Consider the following 19,416-nt stretch of genomic DNA (forward strand, 5'->3'; position numbering starts at 1 on the left):
TCATCACAGACGGCCCAGAAAACTGCGCAGCGCGGCAAGATAGGCCGGTGCATCCTCGATGAAGGGCGCGTGGCCGCAGCCCTCCATTTCCGCCACTTCGCCCTTGGGCGCGAGCGACGCTGCGATCCGGCCGATCTCGGGATCGAGGATCACGTCGGCAGTGCCAACGATCGACAGCAGCGGCACCGCAAGCTGCGCAAGGACTACACGCTGGTCGGTCTGTGCGAGGCTGCGCAGGGAATCGAGCGCATCCGGCCCGCTGTCGATAAAGGCGTTCCACATCCAGTCGATGGTCGGCGGGCTGACTTCCCTGGCGCAGACGCCTTCAGCAAGACCACGGAAGAACCCGGCACGGTCAGCGGCCATCGCCTCGGCTGTCGCATCGAGCGAGCCCGGCTCGCCGCCATAGGGGAAGTCGTCAGAACGTACGAAGCGCGGCGATGCGCCACAGGTCAGGACCACGCCTGCCGCCTTGTCGCCCAGCAACCGCGCCGCTTCCACCGCAACCGCGCCGCCGAGCGACCAGCCGTTCAGCACCACCGGCGCCGAGACTTCCTGCCGCACGATGCCTGCTACATCGCCTGCGATGGCACCAACCGACATATCCTCGAAATCGCGGTCGGACTGGCCGCAGCCGCGATGGTCGATCACCAGCACGGCGTGCCCATCGGCTTTCAGCGCCTCCACGGTGCCAGCCCAGATGCGGCCCGACATGGCCCAGCCGTGGATGAGCACGACTGGCGTGCGCGGCCCACGATAATGCTCGAAGTAAACCGTCCGCCCCTTGTCGGCGTCGTAACGGGCCATCTTCACTCTCCCTTTTCGCAGCCCGCTATTGCGGTGCTGCAAGCGTGATCCCGACAAGCGGGCTGAAATGCTGCATGGTCACGCGGCGGCGGGCGATCTTCCACACCCCGTCGCGCCGGGTGAAGCTGTCAAAGTAGCTGGCGGCCACCGTCTGGGCCTGCCCGTCGCTGGTGTTGCCGATGCAATAGACGTCGCACACGCCGCTCGCCGCATCAGGGCCTTCGGGCGCAATGCGCAAGTTGGTGGTATAATGCGTCGACATCGCCCACGCGGGCCACAGGATGTCGAGCACAGCATGGCGGATACCGGCATGGCCGTCGAAATTGCCGAAGGGCGCGCCGATTTCCCAGACCGCGTCCTCCCACCAGATGGCCATGAACCGGTCGAGATCGCGCTTGTCGAAGCCGTGGCAGTAGTCGCTGGTCAGATCGACCAGCGCCATTCGCGTCTCAAGCGCATCGAGGCGCTGTTCCATCGTGCTGCTCATTGCGAAGTCTCCGTGTCGAGATAGGCGGCGAACTTCTCCATCGCGGCGGCGCGTCGGTCGGGCACGAAGTAGCTCGGCCACTTGCCGGTGGCAGGAGCAACGTTGCGCAGGATGTCCCTGGCGACCGAGACCTTGTGCACTTCAGTCGGGCCGTCGACGATGCCCATTTCCGGAACGTACTGCCACATGTCCATCAACGGCATTTCATTCGACATGCCGAGCGAGCCATGAATGTGCAGCGCGCGATAGACCACGTCCTTGAGCACGCCCGGCATCGCCGCCTTGATCGCCGAAATCTCGCGGCGCACGCGGTGGGTATAGACCTTGTCCTGATCGAGCAGCCACGCGGCGTAGAGCACGTGCAGGCGGAACTGCATGATCTGGGTGTAGCTGTCGGCGATGCGCTCCTGCACCATCTGCTTGTCGGCCAGCCGCTCACCCTTGGTGACGCGGCTGACGGCGCGCTCGCACATCATGTCCATCGCCTTGTTGAGCATGCCGACGGTGCGCATGGCATGGTGGATTCGCCCGCCGCCAAGCCGCGACTGCGCCACCTTGAAGCCCTCGCCTTCCTCGCCCAGCGCGTTGGCGCGGGGCACGCGGCACTGGTTGAAGCGCAGGTAGCCGTGGACGCCGCTTCCGATCTCGTCCTTGGGGCCGACGGCTGTGTTGCGGATGATCTCCAGCCCCGGCGCATCGCGCGGCACGATGATCGTGGTGGACCCGGCATGGACCGCGACGTCCGGATTGGTGATGCACATGACGATCAGGAACTCGGCCATGTCGGCGTGGCTGGCGAACCACTTCTCGCCCTCGATCACCCATTCGTCGCCGTCGAGCCGGGCCTGGCAGGTGAACTCGCCGGGATCGGCCCCTGCCTGAGGTTCGGTCATCGAGAAGCACGAGACGATTTCGCCATCGAGCAGCGGCTCGAGATAGCGCGCCTTCTGTTCAGACGTGCCGAAGCGGGCGAGGATTTCGGCGTTGCCGGTATCGGGAGCCTGCGTGCCGAAGACGGTCGGCGCAAAGCGGCTGCGGCCGAGAATCTCGTTCATCAGCCCGAGGTGGAGCTGGCCATAGCCCTGCCCGCCAAGATCGGGACCGAGGTGGCAGGCCCACAGGCCCTTGGCCTTCACCACTTCCTTGAGCGGCGCCATCGCCTTGCGCGCGGGCGAGCGCGGGTCGAACGGGTCACCCGGTTTGCGGAACACCAGATCCATCGGCTCGATCTCGCGGGCGACGAACTCCCGCATCCATTCCAGCTTTTCTTCGAACTCGGGCTCGGTGGAAAAATTCCAGCTCATCAGTCAATTGCTCCGAAGCGTTCAGCAGCCGGCATACCAGCCGCCATCAATCCATAGTTCCGCCCCGGTGATGTAGCGGGCCTCGTCGGAGGCGAGGAACAGCGACCCATGGGCAATGTCCATCGGATCGCCGACCTCGCCCATCGGGATCGAAGCCTTGATCGCGGCGTCCTGCTCGGGCGTGATGTCACCCAGAATCGGGGTGCGTATCTGGCCGGGGAAGATCGTGTTGACGCGCACGCCCTGCTTGGCGAATTCCAGCGCCGCGCCCTTGCCCATCACCCGCACCGCCGCTTTCGAAGCGTGGTAGCTGATTGCATCGGGGCTGCCGATCAGGCCATAGAGCGATGAGATGTTGACGATCGCCGCGCCTTTGCCCGCCTTGAGCAGTTCGGGCGTTGCCGCCTTCATGCCGTAGAACACGCCCGTCTGGTTGATCGCCACCATGCGGCCCCACCCCTGCGGAGTCTCGGTGACGATGCCGCCGGGGTGGAAGATGCCGGCGTTGTTGACCAGCGTGGTCAGCTTGCCGAAAGTCGAGACTGCAAGAGTGACGGCAGCATGCCAGCTGTCGAGATCGGTCACGTCGAGCCGGGTGAAGGCCGCGTCTCCGCCCTCTGCCTGGATGCGGGCGACAACGTCGGCACCCTTCGCGTCCTGCAGGTCACCGATCATCACCGCCGCGCCTTCGCGGGCATAAAGGATGGCCTGCGCCTCACCGAGGCCGCTGGCCCCGCCCGAGATCAGGGCAACCTTGCCTGCCATTCGTTGGCCCACGGATTCTCTCCCATCCAGATGCTTCTCGTTGCGGTTTGTGGATCACATTTACTAGTTCGAGACAAGCAAAAAAGAGCGGGCAGGCTTCCAGATCGAGAGCCTGCATCCTCGTAAACTCCATATAACAGAGACTTTTTGGCGCATTCATGACCTAGCGGACAGGCCAAGCGTCAAGATTCAATATTACTTGCTCGGATATAGCAAGTTTGATACGCCTCATGACAGGTCAGGCGGTCAGCTCCTTCCCGCAGGTTCCGGCAATGGACCGAAAGGAAGGCTCCGACTCAGCATTGCCCGGTCAAAAACGGTCACGTCGACAGAGCGTGAGAGATGGGAGAGTTAAACATGAGCATGTCGGGAAAATCCGTACGCGTTCTTCTGGCAATGTCGATTTCGGCAACAGCCCTTGCCGCAACGCAAGTGCAGGCACAGGAAGCTGAAGCCGAACAGTCGTCGGGTCTCGAAGCGATCGTCGTCACCGCACGCAAGCGGGTCGAGAACCTGCAGGACGTGTCCTCCTCGATCAGCGCCCTCGGCGCGACCGACCTTGCCAAGCGCTTCGATTCTGACGTGCGCGACTTTGCCAATGCATCGCCCAACGTCCTGATCGACGATACCCAGCAGGGCCCCGGCGGCGTTGCCGCAGTCTACATCCGCGGCATCGGCGTTGCCGACGTCGAGAAGTCGGTCGACCCTGCCGTCGGCGTGGTGATCGACGACATCTACCTCGGCCAGAGCTCGGGCAGCCTGCTCAAGGCCATCGACGTGGATCGCGTCGAAGTGCTGCGCGGACCCCAGGGCACGCTGTTCGGCCGTAACGCCACCGGCGGCGTGATCAACCTTGCTCGCTCCAAGCCGACGCAGGATCTGACCGGCAAGGTGCGCGGCACCTACAGCAGCTTCCAGACCTATGACCTGCAGGGCGTTGTCAGCTTCGGGCTGGCCGAGAACGTCGCGCTCAAGGTCAGCGGCGCCTACAACACGTCCGACGGCTACATCTTCAACCGCACCCAGAACCAGCCTGGTCAGAAGTCCGACTTCCGCGCCATCGGCGCACAGCTGCTGTTCACGCCGACCGACAAGCTGGAAATCAGCGTCAGCTACGATCACCAGCTGACCCGACAGGACCCGCCGCAGCTTCAGGCGATCACCAAGCCGACCGACCTGTTCTGCGCCGGGTTCGGCTATTGCTCGCCCAAGCCCGGCGTGCCGATCTCGGGCGACCGCTATGTCTCGGTCGGTGATGCTCCGGTCGACAAGAGCGCCCGCTTCAAGCTCGACATGGGCATCGGCAAGATCAACTACGATCTCGGCGGCGATTACGAGCTGCAGTACATTCTCGGCTACCTGAAGACGACCGAGTCCATCAACCAGGACTTCGATTCCACCCCCGAGACGCTCTATCACACCGACCGTCCGGCTCGCTGGCGGCAGATCACCAACGAGGCCCGCCTGATCAAGGGCGGCGACGGCCCTATCACCTTCGTGCTCGGCGCCTATCTGTGGGACTCGCGCTACACGATCAACCTCAAGAACTACATCGGCTTTGCAGGGGCGCCGCTGCTGACCAGCGCGCAGACCGTGACGCAGACGACCAAGTCCTGGGCTGGCTACTTTGAAGGCGACTACAAGTTCACCGACAAGCTCAAGCTCACCCTTGGCGGCCGCTACACGCATGACCGCAAGACCAGCATCGTCAACGACGGCACGATCTTCATCTACGGCACGCTCGAAGAGCAGAACCCGATCCTCACGCTGCCGCCGAGTCTCGCCAACGGCAACATCGTCATGGCCAAGCCGGTCAAGGAATCCTGGTCCGAATTCACCCCCAAGGTCAGCCTCAGCTACAACTGGACCGACGATGTCATGACCTACGGCCTATGGTCGCGCGGCTATCGTGCAGGCGGCTTCAACGGACGCCCCTCCACGCTCAGCGCCGCAACCACGCCCTACAACCCCGAAACGCTCGACAACTTCGAGCTGGGCTTCAAGTCGCAGTTCCTCGACAATCGCGTCCGCCTCAACGGCGCTGTCTATCTGATGAAGTACAAGGACATGCAGCAGGACCTCGACGTACCTGCCCCCGGCACGTCCACCGGCCGCGAGAACCGCACGATCAACGCTGCGGAAGCCGAACTCAAGGGCGTGGAAATCGACCTGACCGCACAGGTCACCGATCACCTGACTCTGGCCGGCAACCTCGGTTACCTCGATGCCAAGTACAAGAACTTCGTCGGCGACATCTACAGCACCGGCACCCCGGTCGATGCCACCTTCCTGCGCATCCGTCGTGCGCCGAAGTGGACCTGGGACATTCGCGCCTCCTACGAACGCGAAGTTGGCCCCGGCACGCTGATGATCAACGGCGAACTGCACCACATCGGGGCGCACGAGATCACCTTCCTCAACAACCCCAACCTGCGCAATGGCTCGCAGAACATGCTCGACGCCTCGATCAGCTACAAGATCAACAACACCATGATCAGCGTCTTCGGCAAGAACCTGCTCGACGAGAACGGCTGGACCATCGGCTATGACGTCCAGAACGTCTGGAGCTACGCCGCTCCCCGCGCGCCGAAGGCCTGGGGCGTCGCCATCACGCAGACGTTCTGAGCCAGGGCCTGAACCGGATGGTCGATCAACCTGTCCGTACCGCACCGGTCCAGCGCCGCTGGCTGGTGACGGGGGCATCGCGGGGCATCGGCCTCGCGATTGCCCGCGTCGCCAGCGAGCGGGGCGACCGCGTCTGCCTCGTCGGTCGCAGCCCTGGCATTGCCCAGGTTGCGGCCGCGCTGGGCCCAGATGCCATCGGCATCAGCGCCGATGTGACCCGCCCCGATGACATAGCCCGCCTTGCGCGCGAGGTGGAGACGCGCTGGGGCGGCCTCGACGTGCTCGTCAACAACGCCGGGCTCCATCGCGGCGGCACGATCGATCGCGTCGCCGACGAGGACTGGGACGCGACCCTTGCCACCAACCTCACCGGGCCGATGCGCCTGATCCGCGCGCTCCTGCCGCAGATTCCGGGGGGCGGCGCGGTGGTCAACGTCGGCGCGGTCGTCGGCTTCCGCGGTTTCCCCGGCGACAGTTGCTATGGCGCATCGAAGGCCGGCCTTGCCGGATTGACCCAGGTCCTCGCCGCAGAATTCGCCCGGCGGCAGGTGCGCGTGAACATGGTCGTCCCCGGCTTCGTCATGACCGAGATGACCGCCACCGTATCGGAACGCGCGCGCAAGACCATCGTCAACCGCATCCCGCTGCAACGCATGGGCCAGCCCGAGGAAATCGCCGACGTCTGCTGGTGGGTGGCAGGCTCGACCTACATGACCGGCTCGGTGATCTTCACCGACGGAGGGCTGATGTGCAACCTGTGACGGCAGGAGACAGATTTGCCGAATGGTTGCACGCGGCGACGGGGTACGAAGAGATCACGCTCGGGCCGGTGCTCACCGGCGGAAACTCCAACGTCACCCGCGTGATTGAAACGCGGCAAGGTCGGCTCGTGCTGCGCCACCCGCCGGTCAACGTCGTGTCCGACAAGGCCGCCGCCGGGATAGAGCGCGAATACCGCGCCATCTCCGCGCTCCATGGCCGCGCCCCCGTCCCGCGCCCGGTAGCGTGGTGCGATGATACCTCGGTGATTGGCCAGCCCTTCGCGGTCACAGAATTCATCGAAGGCGTCGCCCTGACCGAAACCCTGCCGCCGTCGTGGCCAGACAGCGCGCAGACCATCGACGCGCTCGGCCACGAAATGGTGCGCGGCCTCGCCCAGGTTCACGCCATCGACTGGCGCGACGTGCTGCCCGAAAGCTTCGGACGGCCCGAAAGCTTCGTCCAGCGTCAGGTCGAACGCTGGCTGGCGGTGCGCGCGAAAGACAAGGTCCGCGAACTCCCGCTGCTCGACCGGATCGGCGCGTGGCTGCAGGAAAACCGCCCGGCTTCGACCCGCGCCAGCGTGATCCACTGCGATTTCCACCTCGACAACTGCCTGATCGCACCCGACGGCCCGCGCCTCCTTGCCATTCTCGATTGGGAAATGGCCACGCTCGGCGATCCGCTGATCGACCTGGGGCTATGCCTGTTCTTCTGGCGGCGCGATGCCTCTGCGGCGCGCCTCGGCTTCGGGTTCGTGCAGGGCCTGTCCAACCGCCCCGACGTCACCCCGCCCCGCGCGCTGGCCGATGCATGGTCGCAGGCGAGCGGCCTCGATCACGCGGGGATCGACTACTACGTCGTCTTTGCCGCATGGCGTCTGGCCGCCATCGTCGAAGGTGCATGGGTGCTGTGCCATCAGGGCAAAGTGGACACCCCTTACGCGCGCGGGATCGAGCATGATGTGCCCGCATTGCTGCGCGAGGCCGAGGCAATCATTGCGGGAGGCTGGGTGCAATGATGCGCAGCACCATGATGGACCATCCGCTGTCCACGCAGATGATCTTCGCGCGCGGCGAGCGCCTGTTTGCCGACAGCCGCGTGGTCAGCTTCGATGGCACCGATACGACCGTCGCCAGCTTTGCCGAAGTCGCCGACCGCGCTCGCCGCCTCGCCAGCGCCCTTGCCGCGCTGGGCATGGAACCGGGCGAAGTGTTCGGCACCTATTGCTGGAACACGCAGGCCCACCTCGAGGCCTATCTTGCCGCGCCGGCGATGGGCTGCGTCCTGCACACCCTCAACGTCCGCCTGCCCGAAGCACATCTCGAATACGTGATCGGCCATGCCGACGGCCGGGTGCTGCTGGTCGATGCCGTCCTGCTCGATGCGCTCGCGCCGGTCCTCCCCGCGCTTCCCGGCGTAAAGCATGTGATCGTCAATGGCACATGCCCCGAGAGCATCCCCGGTTTCGACGGCACGCTCCACGAATATGAAACCCTGATTACCACACACACCCCGATGCACGACTTCCCCGCGCTAATCGAAACCGATGCGGCGGCGGTGTGCTACACCTCGGGCACCACTGGCCTGCCCAAAGGCGTGGTCTACAGCCACCGCTCGGTCTATCTCCACAGCCTCGCCTCAATGGCGGCGGATGCCTTCGCGATCTCCAACCATGATCGCATCCTGATGGTCCCGCCGATGTTCCACGCCAACGCGTGGGGCATGCCGTTCTCGGGCTGGCTGGCCGGCAGCGACATGATCCTGCCCGGCCGCTTCCTTCAGCCCGCGCACATGGCCCGCCTGATCTCGGCAGAGCGCCCGACGCTGATGGCCGCCGTGCCGACCATTCTCAACGACCTGATGCAGGCCCACGCCGCAACTCCGCTCGACCTATCGAGCTTCCGCACCATCGTCTCGGGCGGCTCTGCGGTCTCGCCCGTGCTGATCGAGCGCGTAAAGGCGGCATGGGGCGTCGATGTCGTGCAAGGCTGGGGCATGACCGAGACCAGCCCCATGTGCGTCCTCTCGTTCCCGCCGCGCGGCACCGCGAAAGACGAAGAAGCCATGTGGCGCGCGAAATCTGGCCGCCCTGTCCCCGGCATGCACGTGCGTATCGTCGATGACAAGGACCACCCCCTACCCGAGGACGGCCAGACAACCGGGCACCTGCAACTCAAAGGCCCATGGGTCTCGGGCGGCTACTTCCGCGAAGACCCTGCCGCCTCGCCCCTCACCGCCGATGGTTGGCTGCGCACCGGCGATGTCGGCCGCATCGACCGGCTGGGCTACGTGCAGGTAACCGACCGCGCCAAGGACCTGATCAAGTCCGGCGGCGAATGGATTTCCTCGGTCGAACTGGAAAACGGCATCGCGGCGCTCGATGGCGTGGTCGAAGCCGCTGTCATCGCTATACCGGATCCGCGCTGGGAAGAGCGCCCGCTCGCCGTGGTGGTGGTCGACGAGGCAACCCGCCCCGATCCTGCCACTCTTCGTGCCGGATTGCGCGGCGGGTTTGCCAGATACATGATACCTGAGTATTGGGCCGTCGTGGAATCCTTGCCGCGAACAAGTGTTGGCAAGGTCGACAAGAAAAGAATCAAAGAACAGTTTGATGGAGGGGATCTGGCTGTTTTGGCGGAAACGCGCTTTGGCTCCGGAGACCGTAATTGAGTACAAATCCTTCCAGCGTAAGGACTTTGCCGGGCGAACGGGTTCGCCTGACGCAAGTTGAACGCACGGCCCTCTCGGATGCGCGGATGTTCGAGGCGGCGATGTACCTCATCGTCGAGCGTGGATCGCACAACACGACTCTCAAGGAAGTGGGCGAAAAGGCAGGCTACAGCCGCGGCCTTGCGAGCAACCGCTTCGGCTCCAAGGAAGTCCTGTTCAGCCATCTGGTGCGAGACTTCAACGAGAAGTGGGCCGCCGAACTGCGCCGCTTCGTTGGCGCGAACAGCGGTCTCGCAGCGCTGGAAGGCGCGCTCGATGCGCTTGAATTCTTCCTGCTCAACCGCACCGTGCAGATGCAGGCGATGTACATCCTGTGGTTTGAATCGATCAGCAGCTACCCGGTCGTGCGGCGTCGGCTGGCGGCAAACCACATCGCCTATCGTCGTGACACCGCGCGCTGGCTGACCCAGGGCATCGCCGAGGGCGAGGTCCGCGCCGGGATCGATCCGGAAAGCTACGCGGTGGAATTCAGCGCGTTCATTTTCGGGCTGGTCTACCAGTGGCTCGCCAATCCTTCCGCGATCAATCTCCACACCGTGCTCCAGCACTATCGCCAGAACACGCTCGAACGCCTGAGCGCTGCTTCCGTCTGACCGCTGGCGCCGCCCAGACAAAGGCCGCCCGATGACCCTGCCCCCGCCGCTGACCGGCCTCAGAATCATCGAGATGGCAGGCGTTGGCCCCGGCCCGTTCTGCGGCATGATGCTGGCCGATCACGGCGCCGAAGTCATCCGCATCGACCGCGTCGGCGGGCTGCAAGTGGGCGTCCCGATTGACGGAGCGCGCGATGTCATGCTGCGCTCGCGCCGCACCATCTCGCTCGATCTCAAGTCGCCCGCTGCAGTCGAGATCGTAAAGCGCCTCGCCGGGACCGCCCACGGCCTGATCGAAGGCTTCCGCCCCGGCGTGATGGAGCGGCTTGGCCTTGGCCCCGACGTGCTGATGGGGATCAACCCGGCGCTGGTCTATGGGCGGATGACCGGGTTCGGACAGGACGGCCCACTCTCCGCCATGCCAGGGCATGACATCAACTACATCGCGCTTTCGGGCGTGCTCGATGCGGTCGGGCCCAAGGGCGGTCGCCCAGTCCCGCCGCTCAATCTCGTGGCGGACTACGGCGGCGGCGGGCTGATGCTGGCGTTCGGCATGGTAAGCGCGCTCCTCGCCACGAGGGCGGGCGCGCCGGGCCGGGTGATCGACTGCGCGATGAGCGAAGGCGCCTCGCTGCTCATGGCCGGGACATGGACGCTGATCGCCAATGGCTGGCGCAGCGATGGGCGCGGCACCGGTCTGCTCGATGGCGGCGCACCGTTCTACGACACATACGCAACTGCCGATGGCCACCACGTCGCGCTCGGCGCAATCGAAGACAAGTTTGTAGATTTCCGCTGAGAAGTGACCCGGTAAGGGCATAAATTTCCATTGAGAATTGACCCATGTTTGAACCCGCCCCTGGCTGACCAGTCAGGGGTATCGGGAGTGATCGACATGGATTTATTGAGTGTAATTCGCCGGTGGCGCCTTCGTGATAAGATCCCGCTTCGTGAGATTGAGCGGCGCACCGGTTTGTCGCGCAACACGATCCGCAAGTATCTGCGCGCGGATACGGTGGTGCCGCAGTTCAAGGTACCTGACCGGTCGAGCAAGCTGGACCCGTTTGCTGAGAAGCTGACGGGTTGGTTACAAATCGAGGCTGGCAAATCGCGCAAGCAGAAGCGCACGGCGAAGCAGATGCATGCTGATCTGGCCGTATTGGGCTACGAAGGGTCCTATAATCGTGTCGCTGCCTATGTGCGGGATTGGAAGGCAGGCCGTCTCTTGGCACAGCAGGCCAGTGGCCGCGGAACATACGTGCCTTTGGTTTTCCAGCCAGGTGAGGCGTTCCAGTTCGACTGGAGCGAAGATTGGGCAATTCTTGGTGGCGAGCGTGTCAAGCTGCAGGCGGCCCATACCAAACTATCACACAGCAAGGCGTTCATCGTGCGGGCCTATCCGTTACAGACGCATGAGATGCTGTTTGATGCACTGACGCAGGCATTCCGCGTGCTGGGTGGTGTGCCGCAGCGCGGGATCTTCGATAACATGCGAACTGCGGTCGATAAGATCGGCAAGGGCAAAGCCCGACAGGTCAACGCGCGCTTCACCGCAATGGCCAGCCACTACTTGTTCGAGCCTGCATTCTGCAATCCGGCCTCGGGGTGGGAGAAGGGCCAAGTCGAGAAGAACGTGCAAGATGCACGGCGGCGGCTGTGGCAGAAGTTGCCGAGCTTCCCGGATATCCATGCGCTCAATGCCTGGCTCGAGGAACAATGCATCGCGCAATGGGGTGAGATCCAACATGGCAACTTGCCCGGCACCGTAGCCGATGTACACGCCGCTGAGGTTGGTAGTCTGATGCCGCTGGGGCGGACCTTCGATGGTTTTGTCGAACACACCAAGCGGGTGTCCCCGATCTGCCTCATCAGCTTTGAACGCAATCGGTACAGCGTCCCGGCATCCTTTGCCAACCGCCCGGTCAGCATCAGGATCTACCCCGAGCGGATCGTGGTGGCGGCCGAGGGGCAGATCCTTTGCGAACATGCCAGAATCATTGACCGATCCCACCACACTGGCGGGCGGACAATTTATGACTGGCGGCATTATCTGGCAGTAGTCCAGCGCAAGCCGGGAGCACTGCGCAATGGCGCGCCATTCTTGCAGCTCCCAGAGGCCTTCAAGCAGCTGCAAAGCCAGCTCCTACGTCGTCCCGGCGGAGACAAGGAGATGGCGGAGATATTGGCGTTGGTGCTGCAACATGACGAACAGGCAGTGCTTTGCGCTGTCGAACTGGCGCTGGATGCGGGCGTCGCCACCAAGACCCACGTCCTCAATATCCTGCACCGCCTGATCGATGGTAAGGCTCCACCGGCAGCGCCGATTGACGCACCGCAGGCTTTGCGCCTTGCGCAAGAGCCGTTGGCCAATGTCGGACGTTATGATGCCCTGCGTGAGGGAGGGCTGCGTCATGCGTCATGACCCCGCCAGTGCCGCCGTTGTCGTCATGCTCAAGGCGCTGAAGTTGTATGGCATGGCCCAAGCAGTGGGGGACCTTATCGAGCAAGGCGCCCCAGCCTTCAGTGCCGCAGTGCCGATGGTCTCCCAGTTGCTCAAAGCCGAGATGGCCGAACGTGAGGTCCGCTCGATTGCTTATCAGATCAAGGCCGCCCGGTTCCCAGCTTACAAAGACCTGGCCGGGTTCGACTTCGCATCCAGCGAGGCCAACGAGGCCCTGGTTCGGCAACTCCATGGTGGCGAGTTCATCGACGGCGCTGACAACGTAGTACTGATTGGCGGGCCCGGAACCGGCAAATCGCACATCGCCACTGCGCTGGGAGTTCAAGCCGTCGAACATCACCGCAGAAAAGTGCGCTTCTTTGCCACGGTCGATCTGGTCAATGCGCTCGAACAGGAAAAAGCAGCCAACAAGGCGGGGCAGATTGCCGAACGTCTGCTCAAGCTCGATCTCATCATCCTTGATGAACTGGGCTATCTGCCGTTCAGCCCATCAGGCGGAGCTTTGCTGTTCCACCTGCTCAGCAAATTGTACGAACGCACCAGCGTCGTGATCACCACTAACCTCAGCTTCAGCGAATGGGCCGAGGTATTCAGCGATGCCAAGATGACCACAGCCCTGCTGGATCGGCTAACCCATCATTGCCACATCATCGAAACTGGCAATGACAGCTTCCGGTTCAGGGCCAGCTCTGCCTCACCAAAACCACGAAAGGAAAAATCACCAGCTTGACCCAAAACCCGCTCTGCGGGACATACCATCACCCGGGTCAATTCTCGATGGAAATACCGGGTCACTTCTCAGCGGAAATCTACAACAAGTTCTTCCGCCGCCTGTGCGCCTTGCTCGGCGTCGCGGACGAGCCCGTTTTTGCTGACCAGTATGACGAGACCGGCTGGGACACGATGCGCGCCCGTCTTACGGAAATCTTCGCGGCCCAGCCCCTCGCCCATTGGCAAGGCCTGCTGGAGAACGAGGACGTCTGCTTCTCCGCCATTCTTGCGGTGGAGGACGCCCCTGCCCACCCGCACAATCAGGCACGGGCTGCGTTCATCGAATCCGGCGGCGTAACCCAGCCCGCCCCGGCCCCGCGCCTTGGCAACACGCAACCTGTCGAACCGGTGATGTGGCGCGAGGATGCCGACAAGGCCGCCCTGCTCGAAGAACTCGGCTTTTCGCCCGCAGAACAGGACGACCTTACCCGTGGCGGCGCGTTCGGCTCGGCCTAGCCGACGAAGGCGCGCTCGATCACGAAATCGCCGGGGCGGTTGTTGGACCCTTCGAACAGGCGGCCATTTTCGACCAGATCGCTGATGCGGCCCATGGTGTGGAACGGCACTGTCAAAGCAAACGCACCTGTTGGAGCGAGATGCTCCGTTCACTAGCCTCACCCCATGTCCAGACCGCGCAGACCTGCGAGTCCTTTCCGCGATTTCAGATCCTCGCTGGAGATCATGCGGTTGGCAGCCATGATGGATGTCCGCTTTCCGCCGTCACAGCACAACGTGGAAGACCGGCTGCTCGCGCAGGGACATCAGCAGATTACAGTTCCCTTTGATCCAGTCCCCTCGCCAGCAGCTCGAGGCCCCTCACGTTACAGCACAACTTGAACGTCGCTGAAGGCAAGCGACGGATGGCTTGTCGTGCCCAGCACCGCCACCTGCACTATCGCGCTTGCCGTGCCCGAGCCGTCAGCGTCATAGTAAAGCACGCCGGTGGTGGTGTTGTAGATTAACCGGTCGTCGGCATCGTGCGCAGAAGTCACCCCGGCGCCCGACCAGAACGCGGTTGACGGCAGCGCTCCCGTGGCAAGGCCTGCCAGCCCTGCGAATGCGGCCTTGCTGAAGGCGATCGCGTCGGTCCCGGACACGAAGTCGGTGATCGTATCGAGGTTCGACTTCGCATTGGGCGCGGTGTCGAAAACGAAGGTGTCGGATCCCGCACCGCCGGTCAGGATGTCGTTGCCGAGCCCGCCGCGCAGCCGGTCCGCGCCATCCCCGCCAGAGAGGGTGTCGTTTCCGGCATTGCCGATGAGCAGGTTGGCAAGCGCGTTGCCGGTCAGGATGTCATTGCCGCTCCCGCCGGAAAGTGCCTCGATCCCCGTCAGGGTGTCGGTCCCGGCACCGGTCGCGCTCCCTAGAAGGAGGTTGGCGGTAATCGCGCTGGTGCTTGCCGAATAGTCGGCGGTATCGAAGCCCAGGCCGCCGTTGAGCGCGTCGTTGCCCGCACCGCCGACCAGCACGTCGTCTCCGGCGCCGCCTGTCAGGGTATTGGCACCGGCGTTGCCGACCAGCGTCAGGCCATAGCCGAGCGCCGAAGCATCGACGTTGATCGCGGCCGTGCCGGTGGTCACTGCCGCAGCGGCGGTGCCAGTGCCGATGACCACCCGTTCAAGGCCGGTATCACCCGCGAAGAGCTGCAGCGTCGCGGCAGTCGTTCCGGCGTAGCGCAGCTCGTCGATCCCGGACAGGCCGGTGTCGGCGATTTCGGCTGCGGCATGGTCCGTGACCGCGCCAACCATGTAGATGTCCGAACCTTCGCTTCCGTTCATCGCATCAGTGCCGCCGCCGCCGGTGATGATGTCGGCGCCAGTGCCTCCGGTGACCACGTCGGCCAGCGCCGATCCGGTCAGGCTGGTCGCGCCACCGGTGTTGACGATCGTGTAGCCATTGTTGCCTGCCGTGGTGGCGGTCACAGCGGCGAGGTTCACGGCGAACCCATTGGTAGAGAGCGACGCGGTACCGCGATTGACCGTGGCCGCGTTCGCGGTCCAAGCGGCGGCGAGCGTCGCGACGGCACTCGCGCCAGCCGCGACGTTGAGGACGTCCGCGCCGCCAAGGCCGAGGTCTGTAATGGTATCCTTCCCGGCGCTGATGGTGAAGGTGTCGGTTCCGCCGCCTCCGGTCAGCGTGTCGTTGCCCGCACCGCCGGTCAGGGCGTTGGCCCCGGCATTGCCGATTATGGTGACGCCGTAGCCGAGCGCTGTCGCATTGACGTTGAGCGCGGTCGTGCCGGTTGTAACAGCGCTGGCCGAGGTGCCCGTGCCGATGACGATGCGCTCGATTCCGGTGTCGGCGGCGAACAGCTGCAAGGTCGCGCCTGCCGTGGTGGTGGAGAAGCGTACTTCATCGACCCCGGCGATCCCGCTGTCGGCGATCTCGGCAGCAGCATGGTCTGCGGGAGCGGCGATCATGTAGATGTCCGAGCCTTCGCCCCCATCCATCACATCCACGCCGCCCGCGCCGGTCAGCACGTCGTTTCCGGCAAGCCCGCTGATGATATCGATTCCGCTCGTGCCGGTCAGTGTGTCCGCACCGGCCGTGCCGGCGATCACGTTCCCGGCGACCACCGTGGTGAAATCGTAGGTCGCGGTACCGCCAAACCCGTTCCCGGCGACATCGGTGACGGTGCCCGCCGCCAGCACCACGAAGTAATGCGTGCCGTTGGCGAGATTGGCGGTGGGGTCTATCGTCAGCGTGCTGCCCGATATCGACAGGCGCGAACTGGTCGCCGCGTTGAAGCTTTCCACCAGCGTGCCCGTGGCAGATCCGGCGCGTAGCTCGATGGTGCCGGCGCCACGCGCGATGGCTTCCGAGAAGGCGATGGTGATGTTGCTGCCCACCGCGACGCCGATCGCGCCGTCGGCGGGGGTAAAGCTGCCGGATAGCGGCGCCTGCGTATCGACGATCAGCACGCCAGCAGGATTTACTGCGTCGAAGCCGGCCGCCTTGACGGCGTTGCCAGCACCGTCGCGGATCGTCCCGGTCAGCGCGCCCGATGCCGCAGTGGCAAGATCGGCGGTGTCCTGACCGGAAGCCACGGTATAGCCGAAGGTCAGGACCGTGCTGCCGCTGCCGCCGACATAGGTGGCCGTGCCGCCATTGGCGAGGGCGATGGTCGGAGTGCCGCTGACCGTGACCGCTTCGCTGAAGGTGACCGCCAGCGTGACCGTTTCACCGGCCTTGAGCGTTCCATCGTTGGCGCCATAGGCCATGGCCGATACCTCGGGCGCCTTGGTGTCGACCGCGACGCCCGCCGCGCTCGCCGCTTCGCTGAGATTGCCTGCCGCATCGCTGGCCGCGCCGGCGTTGATCGAAAGCCCGACCGTGCCCTCGAACCCTGCGTCGGGACTGACCACAACGGTGTAGTCGCTGCCCGACCCGCTGACCGAGTTGACCGAGCCATTGACGGCTACGAAGTCGTCCACGCCGATGCCGTCGACCGCCTCGCTGAAGGTCAGGGCGTACCGCACCTCGCCCGCGACGAGCACGCCGCTGAGCGTCGCGACGGCTGCCGTCGTATCTGCGCCTTCGTCGATCACCGCCAGGGTCGTGCCACCGTTGGTGCTGCCCATCCCGTCCGATACGATGAAGCTCACCTCGACCGGGCCGGTGTATCCGGCAATCGCCTGGACCGTCCAGGTGCCGTCATTGTTGTTGATGCAGGTGTGGCCAGCATCGGTCCAGAGCGCATCGATGGACAGCGCCGAGCCTTCGGGGTCGGAGAAGCCGGCGAGCAGCGTGGCCTCGTCGATGACTTGGTCCTGGCCGGACACCCAATGATCGGCGAATGCGGCAGGGGCGTAGCCAACCGGCGCCTGGTTGATATGGATGCTGACCGTCTCGAAGTGGCCGATATACGGCTTGAGGTGGTCCTGCTCTCCGCAGAAGTCGTTCCACACCAGCTTCATCTGGTCGAAGGTGGAAGCATCGGCCATGTCGGCATTGCGGCCCTGCACCAGCGACAGCGAAGCGCTGTTGACGCCGGCCAGCACGGTCTGGAGCGTTGCCGCATCGGACAGGTCGAGCACTTGGCCGTTCGCCGCCGCCTCGACCACCGCAAGAGCAAGGTTGAGGCCGCTCGGATCGGACACCGAGGCCGCCATGGCGAGTTCGCCACAGATCTTCAGATAGGCCTTGGCGACCGGATCGGTGGCATCTGCGGCGAGCGCTTCGAACGGGTTGTAGTGCTGGATCGCGATGGCGGGATCGATCCCGAGGCCCGCCTTGATCGCGGCAGCTGCCTCGTTGGGCGAATAGCCGAAGCCGATCGCCTGCAATACCAGCGTGGTCACCGGGTTCTCGACCGAGGCACCTGCCGGGGCTTCAAGCGTCATCAGCTTGATCGTCACGCTCGAAGTCTGCTTGGCGACGGTTGCCGATGCGCTGACGGGCGTCTCCAGTTGGCCCTTGGCATCTTCGTAGCTGACGCTGACGCGGATCGCCTCGCCGGCGTCTCCCGCGGTCAGCACATAGTCCTGCGAGGTCACCGCGGTATCGGTCCAGTTCGCGCCGCCGTCGGTCGATACCTGCCAGACGAAGCTGGGCGTACCGGCCAAACCATCGGCGTCGAGCACTGTCGCGTGGAGCGTGTTGCCGACGATTGCGATACCGCTGACAGCTACCACGCCCGGGCTGTTGCCGGCGCCGCCGGAACCTCCCGAATGCGCGACGAAGCCATCAGCGGTCAGGTCATAGAGGCCGTCGGCAAACCGCACCTGCTGGATGTTGACCAGCGTATCGGTGCCGTCAGCGCCAGTCAGCGTGATCTTGCCGAATGTGTCGTGTCCGAGGAGATAATCCTTGGCGTAGCCTGCATAGACCGCCTCGTTGGCGGTGCCATCGCCACCATCGAGGTAATCGTTGCCGTCATCCCCCTCGAGCACGTCGTTGCCCGAACCGCCATAGAGATGATCGTTGCCCGCGCCGCCGATCAGGATATCGTCGCCGCCGCCCGCATAGGCGGTGTCATCCCCGCCGAGCAGGTTGACGAGATCGTCAGCCCCCGTGCCCGATACGATGTCGTTGCCATCGGTGCAGGGTACGTCGGGGGTTATCAGCACACCCGAACCCGGGGTAGTGCCCGCGGTCATGTTGGCGATGAACAGGCCGCTGTCATAGATGTGGTCGCCCGTGTCGGCGATGCCGATCTTGATGCTGTTGATCTCGCCCGGACGGATCGGTGCGACGATCTTGAGGACGTGGCTCACCCCGTCGTATTCGATCGGCAGGATGTTTCCGGCGTTGTCTTGGAAATAGCCCGCCGCGAGGTTGGGGCTGATGACGCTCAGCGGGGCGTTGGGATCGTGGTTGAAGTAGGCATAGTTCACGCCATTGACGATCACCACGGCGCAGTCGACGAACTGGTCGACCCATTCGGGATATTCCTCGGTGCCGAACACGATGTCGAAGCTGATCGAGGTGGCGGCGGGATCACTGACCGTGAAGTCGAACGAAAGCGTGGTTGCGTCGTAGGACTGGGTCTGGAACACCGCGTTGACCACCGCGTCGATCGCGCCATCGCCGTTGTAGAGATTGATAGGCGTACCGTCGGCGGCATACTGGGTGTTGTCCTGGCCGAACCAGCCCACGGTATTCTGGGTGCCCGGCGTTGTGCCCGAGGTCAGTAGCAGGCCCGATCCAATACCGAGCGCGGCAAGGCTGCCGTCGTAGTAATTCAGCGCGGAAGGATCCGAAGCCGAGAGCACGATCGAGCCGGAGACGATCTGGATGCCGGAGTTCGCAGCCAGGAAGCTGTCGACGAGCGTGCTCGTGCTGCTCGTTCCGTCGTAGGCGGTGAATGTCTGTGCCAGCATGATGTCGCGTCCCCCCGATGTCGGCCTCGATTTCGGCCGCTGTCGTTATCGTACCCTGACTTTGATTTTCTCGGGTTGATATCGATCAATAGAAAGCAAAATGCTGCAAAAATCTAGAGCTTACCACTTAAATCATTAATATTGCAGATAAAATCACCATAAAATCATATCGATAGATCAAAATCAGTGAGAAAAACCATCGGGTCATTTCCCAAAGGGTGAAGCGGTCTGCCGCAGAGGACACTGTCAAACCAAACGCACCGGTTGGAGCGAGATGCTCTGTCAGCTA

At 63.9% G+C, this 19,416-nt stretch carries 14 protein-coding genes; 9 read left to right on the plus strand and 5 right to left on the minus strand.

The window, feature by feature from the left end:
• Window positions 1–3: 3 nt before the first annotated feature.
• From ACZ1JX_RS12525 to ACZ1JX_RS12540, 4 genes are read right to left on the minus strand one after another with little or no spacing between them, the layout of a single operon-like run.
• Window positions 4–807, minus strand: a complete 804-nt coding sequence (locus ACZ1JX_RS12525) for an alpha/beta fold hydrolase (RefSeq protein ID WP_465123874.1) — start codon at window positions 805–807, stop codon at window positions 4–6.
• Between the two features lie 25 nt (window positions 808–832).
• Entirely contained in the window at window positions 833–1,294 is a 462-nt protein-coding gene (locus ACZ1JX_RS12530; protein ID WP_465123875.1) for a nuclear transport factor 2 family protein, read from the minus strand.
• The gene (locus ACZ1JX_RS12535) at window positions 1,291–2,598 is read right to left on the minus strand and encodes an acyl-CoA dehydrogenase family protein (RefSeq protein WP_465123876.1); all 1,308 of its coding nucleotides are present in this window, start codon (window positions 2,596–2,598) and stop codon (window positions 1,291–1,293) included. The genes ACZ1JX_RS12530 and ACZ1JX_RS12535 overlap by 4 nt, the downstream gene beginning before the upstream one ends.
• 21 nt (window positions 2,599–2,619) lie before the next feature.
• Entirely contained in the window at window positions 2,620–3,375 is a 756-nt protein-coding gene (locus tag ACZ1JX_RS12540; RefSeq protein WP_465123877.1) for an SDR family NAD(P)-dependent oxidoreductase, read from the minus strand.
• 345 nt (window positions 3,376–3,720) lie between these two features.
• Between ACZ1JX_RS12540 and ACZ1JX_RS12545 the strand changes: the two genes are divergently transcribed.
• From ACZ1JX_RS12545 to ACZ1JX_RS12585, 9 genes are all read left to right on the plus strand, one after another.
• Entirely contained in the window at window positions 3,721–5,988 is a 2,268-nt protein-coding gene (locus tag ACZ1JX_RS12545; RefSeq protein ID WP_465123878.1) for a TonB-dependent receptor, read from the plus strand.
• 17 nt (window positions 5,989–6,005) lie between these two features.
• On the plus strand, window positions 6,006–6,749 hold the full coding sequence (locus ACZ1JX_RS12550; protein WP_465123879.1) for an SDR family NAD(P)-dependent oxidoreductase: 744 nt from the start codon (window positions 6,006–6,008) through the stop codon (window positions 6,747–6,749).
• The gene (locus tag ACZ1JX_RS12555; protein WP_465123881.1) at window positions 6,737–7,768 is read left to right on the plus strand and encodes a phosphotransferase family protein; all 1,032 of its coding nucleotides are present in this window, start codon (window positions 6,737–6,739) and stop codon (window positions 7,766–7,768) included. Before ACZ1JX_RS12550 ends, ACZ1JX_RS12555 begins: the two co-directional genes overlap by 13 nt.
• Window positions 7,765–9,420 (plus strand): long-chain-fatty-acid--CoA ligase, encoded by a 1,656-nt coding sequence (locus ACZ1JX_RS12560; protein WP_465123883.1) that lies wholly within the window; start codon window positions 7,765–7,767, stop codon window positions 9,418–9,420. Before ACZ1JX_RS12555 ends, ACZ1JX_RS12560 begins: the two co-directional genes overlap by 4 nt.
• Window positions 9,417–10,073 (plus strand): TetR/AcrR family transcriptional regulator, encoded by a 657-nt coding sequence (locus ACZ1JX_RS12565; RefSeq protein ID WP_465123884.1) that lies wholly within the window; start codon window positions 9,417–9,419, stop codon window positions 10,071–10,073. The genes ACZ1JX_RS12560 and ACZ1JX_RS12565 overlap by 4 nt, the downstream gene beginning before the upstream one ends.
• Before the next feature lie 31 nt (window positions 10,074–10,104).
• Complete coding sequence (locus tag ACZ1JX_RS12570; protein ID WP_465123885.1) at window positions 10,105–10,872, plus strand: CaiB/BaiF CoA transferase family protein; 768 nt, start codon at window positions 10,105–10,107, stop codon at window positions 10,870–10,872.
• 96 nt (window positions 10,873–10,968) lie between these two features.
• Entirely contained in the window at window positions 10,969–12,495 is a 1,527-nt protein-coding gene (gene istA / locus ACZ1JX_RS12575) for an IS21 family transposase (protein ID WP_277788710.1), read from the plus strand.
• Entirely contained in the window at window positions 12,485–13,264 is a 780-nt protein-coding gene (istB, locus tag ACZ1JX_RS12580; protein ID WP_086740912.1) for an IS21-like element helper ATPase IstB, read from the plus strand. Before istA ends, istB begins: the two co-directional genes overlap by 11 nt.
• A 47-nt stretch (window positions 13,265–13,311) precedes the next feature.
• The gene (locus ACZ1JX_RS12585; protein ID WP_465123886.1) at window positions 13,312–13,761 is read left to right on the plus strand and encodes a CoA transferase; all 450 of its coding nucleotides are present in this window, start codon (window positions 13,312–13,314) and stop codon (window positions 13,759–13,761) included.
• Between the two features lie 365 nt (window positions 13,762–14,126).
• On the opposite strand, the gene ACZ1JX_RS12590 is transcribed toward ACZ1JX_RS12585, so the two are convergent.
• Window positions 14,127–19,127, minus strand: coding sequence for a choice-of-anchor L domain-containing protein (locus tag ACZ1JX_RS12590; protein ID WP_465123887.1), 5,001 nt, complete (start codon window positions 19,125–19,127; stop codon window positions 14,127–14,129).
• Window positions 19,128–19,416: the final 289 nt, after the last annotated feature.

It is taken from the genome of Novosphingobium sp. BL-A-41-Hi4A-0G (assembly GCF_055521735.1).

Excerpts from the sequence above, each read along its gene's own strand:
- ACZ1JX_RS12525 (WP_465123874.1), bottom strand. The coding sequence starts at position 807 with ATGGCCCGTTACGACGCCGACAAGGGGCGGACGGTTTACTTCGAGCAT.
- ACZ1JX_RS12530 (WP_465123875.1), bottom strand. The coding sequence starts at position 1,294 with ATGAGCAGCACGATGGAACAGCGCCTCGATGCGCTTGAGACGCGAATG.
- ACZ1JX_RS12535 (WP_465123876.1), bottom strand. The coding sequence starts at position 2,598 with ATGAGCTGGAATTTTTCCACCGAGCCCGAGTTCGAAGAAAAGCTGGAA.
- ACZ1JX_RS12545 (WP_465123878.1), top strand. The coding sequence starts at position 3,721 with ATGAGCATGTCGGGAAAATCCGTACGCGTTCTTCTGGCAATGTCGATT.
- ACZ1JX_RS12550 (WP_465123879.1), top strand. The coding sequence starts at position 6,006 with ATGGTCGATCAACCTGTCCGTACCGCACCGGTCCAGCGCCGCTGGCTG.
- ACZ1JX_RS12560 (WP_465123883.1), top strand. The coding sequence starts at position 7,765 with ATGATGCGCAGCACCATGATGGACCATCCGCTGTCCACGCAGATGATC.
- ACZ1JX_RS12570 (WP_465123885.1), top strand. The coding sequence starts at position 10,105 with ATGACCCTGCCCCCGCCGCTGACCGGCCTCAGAATCATCGAGATGGCA.
- istA (WP_277788710.1), top strand. The coding sequence starts at position 10,969 with ATGGATTTATTGAGTGTAATTCGCCGGTGGCGCCTTCGTGATAAGATC.
- istB (WP_086740912.1), top strand. The coding sequence starts at position 12,485 with ATGCGTCATGACCCCGCCAGTGCCGCCGTTGTCGTCATGCTCAAGGCG.
- ACZ1JX_RS12585 (WP_465123886.1), top strand. The coding sequence starts at position 13,312 with ATGGAAATACCGGGTCACTTCTCAGCGGAAATCTACAACAAGTTCTTC.
- ACZ1JX_RS12590 (WP_465123887.1), bottom strand. The coding sequence starts at position 19,127 with ATGCTGGCACAGACATTCACCGCCTACGACGGAACGAGCAGCACGAGC.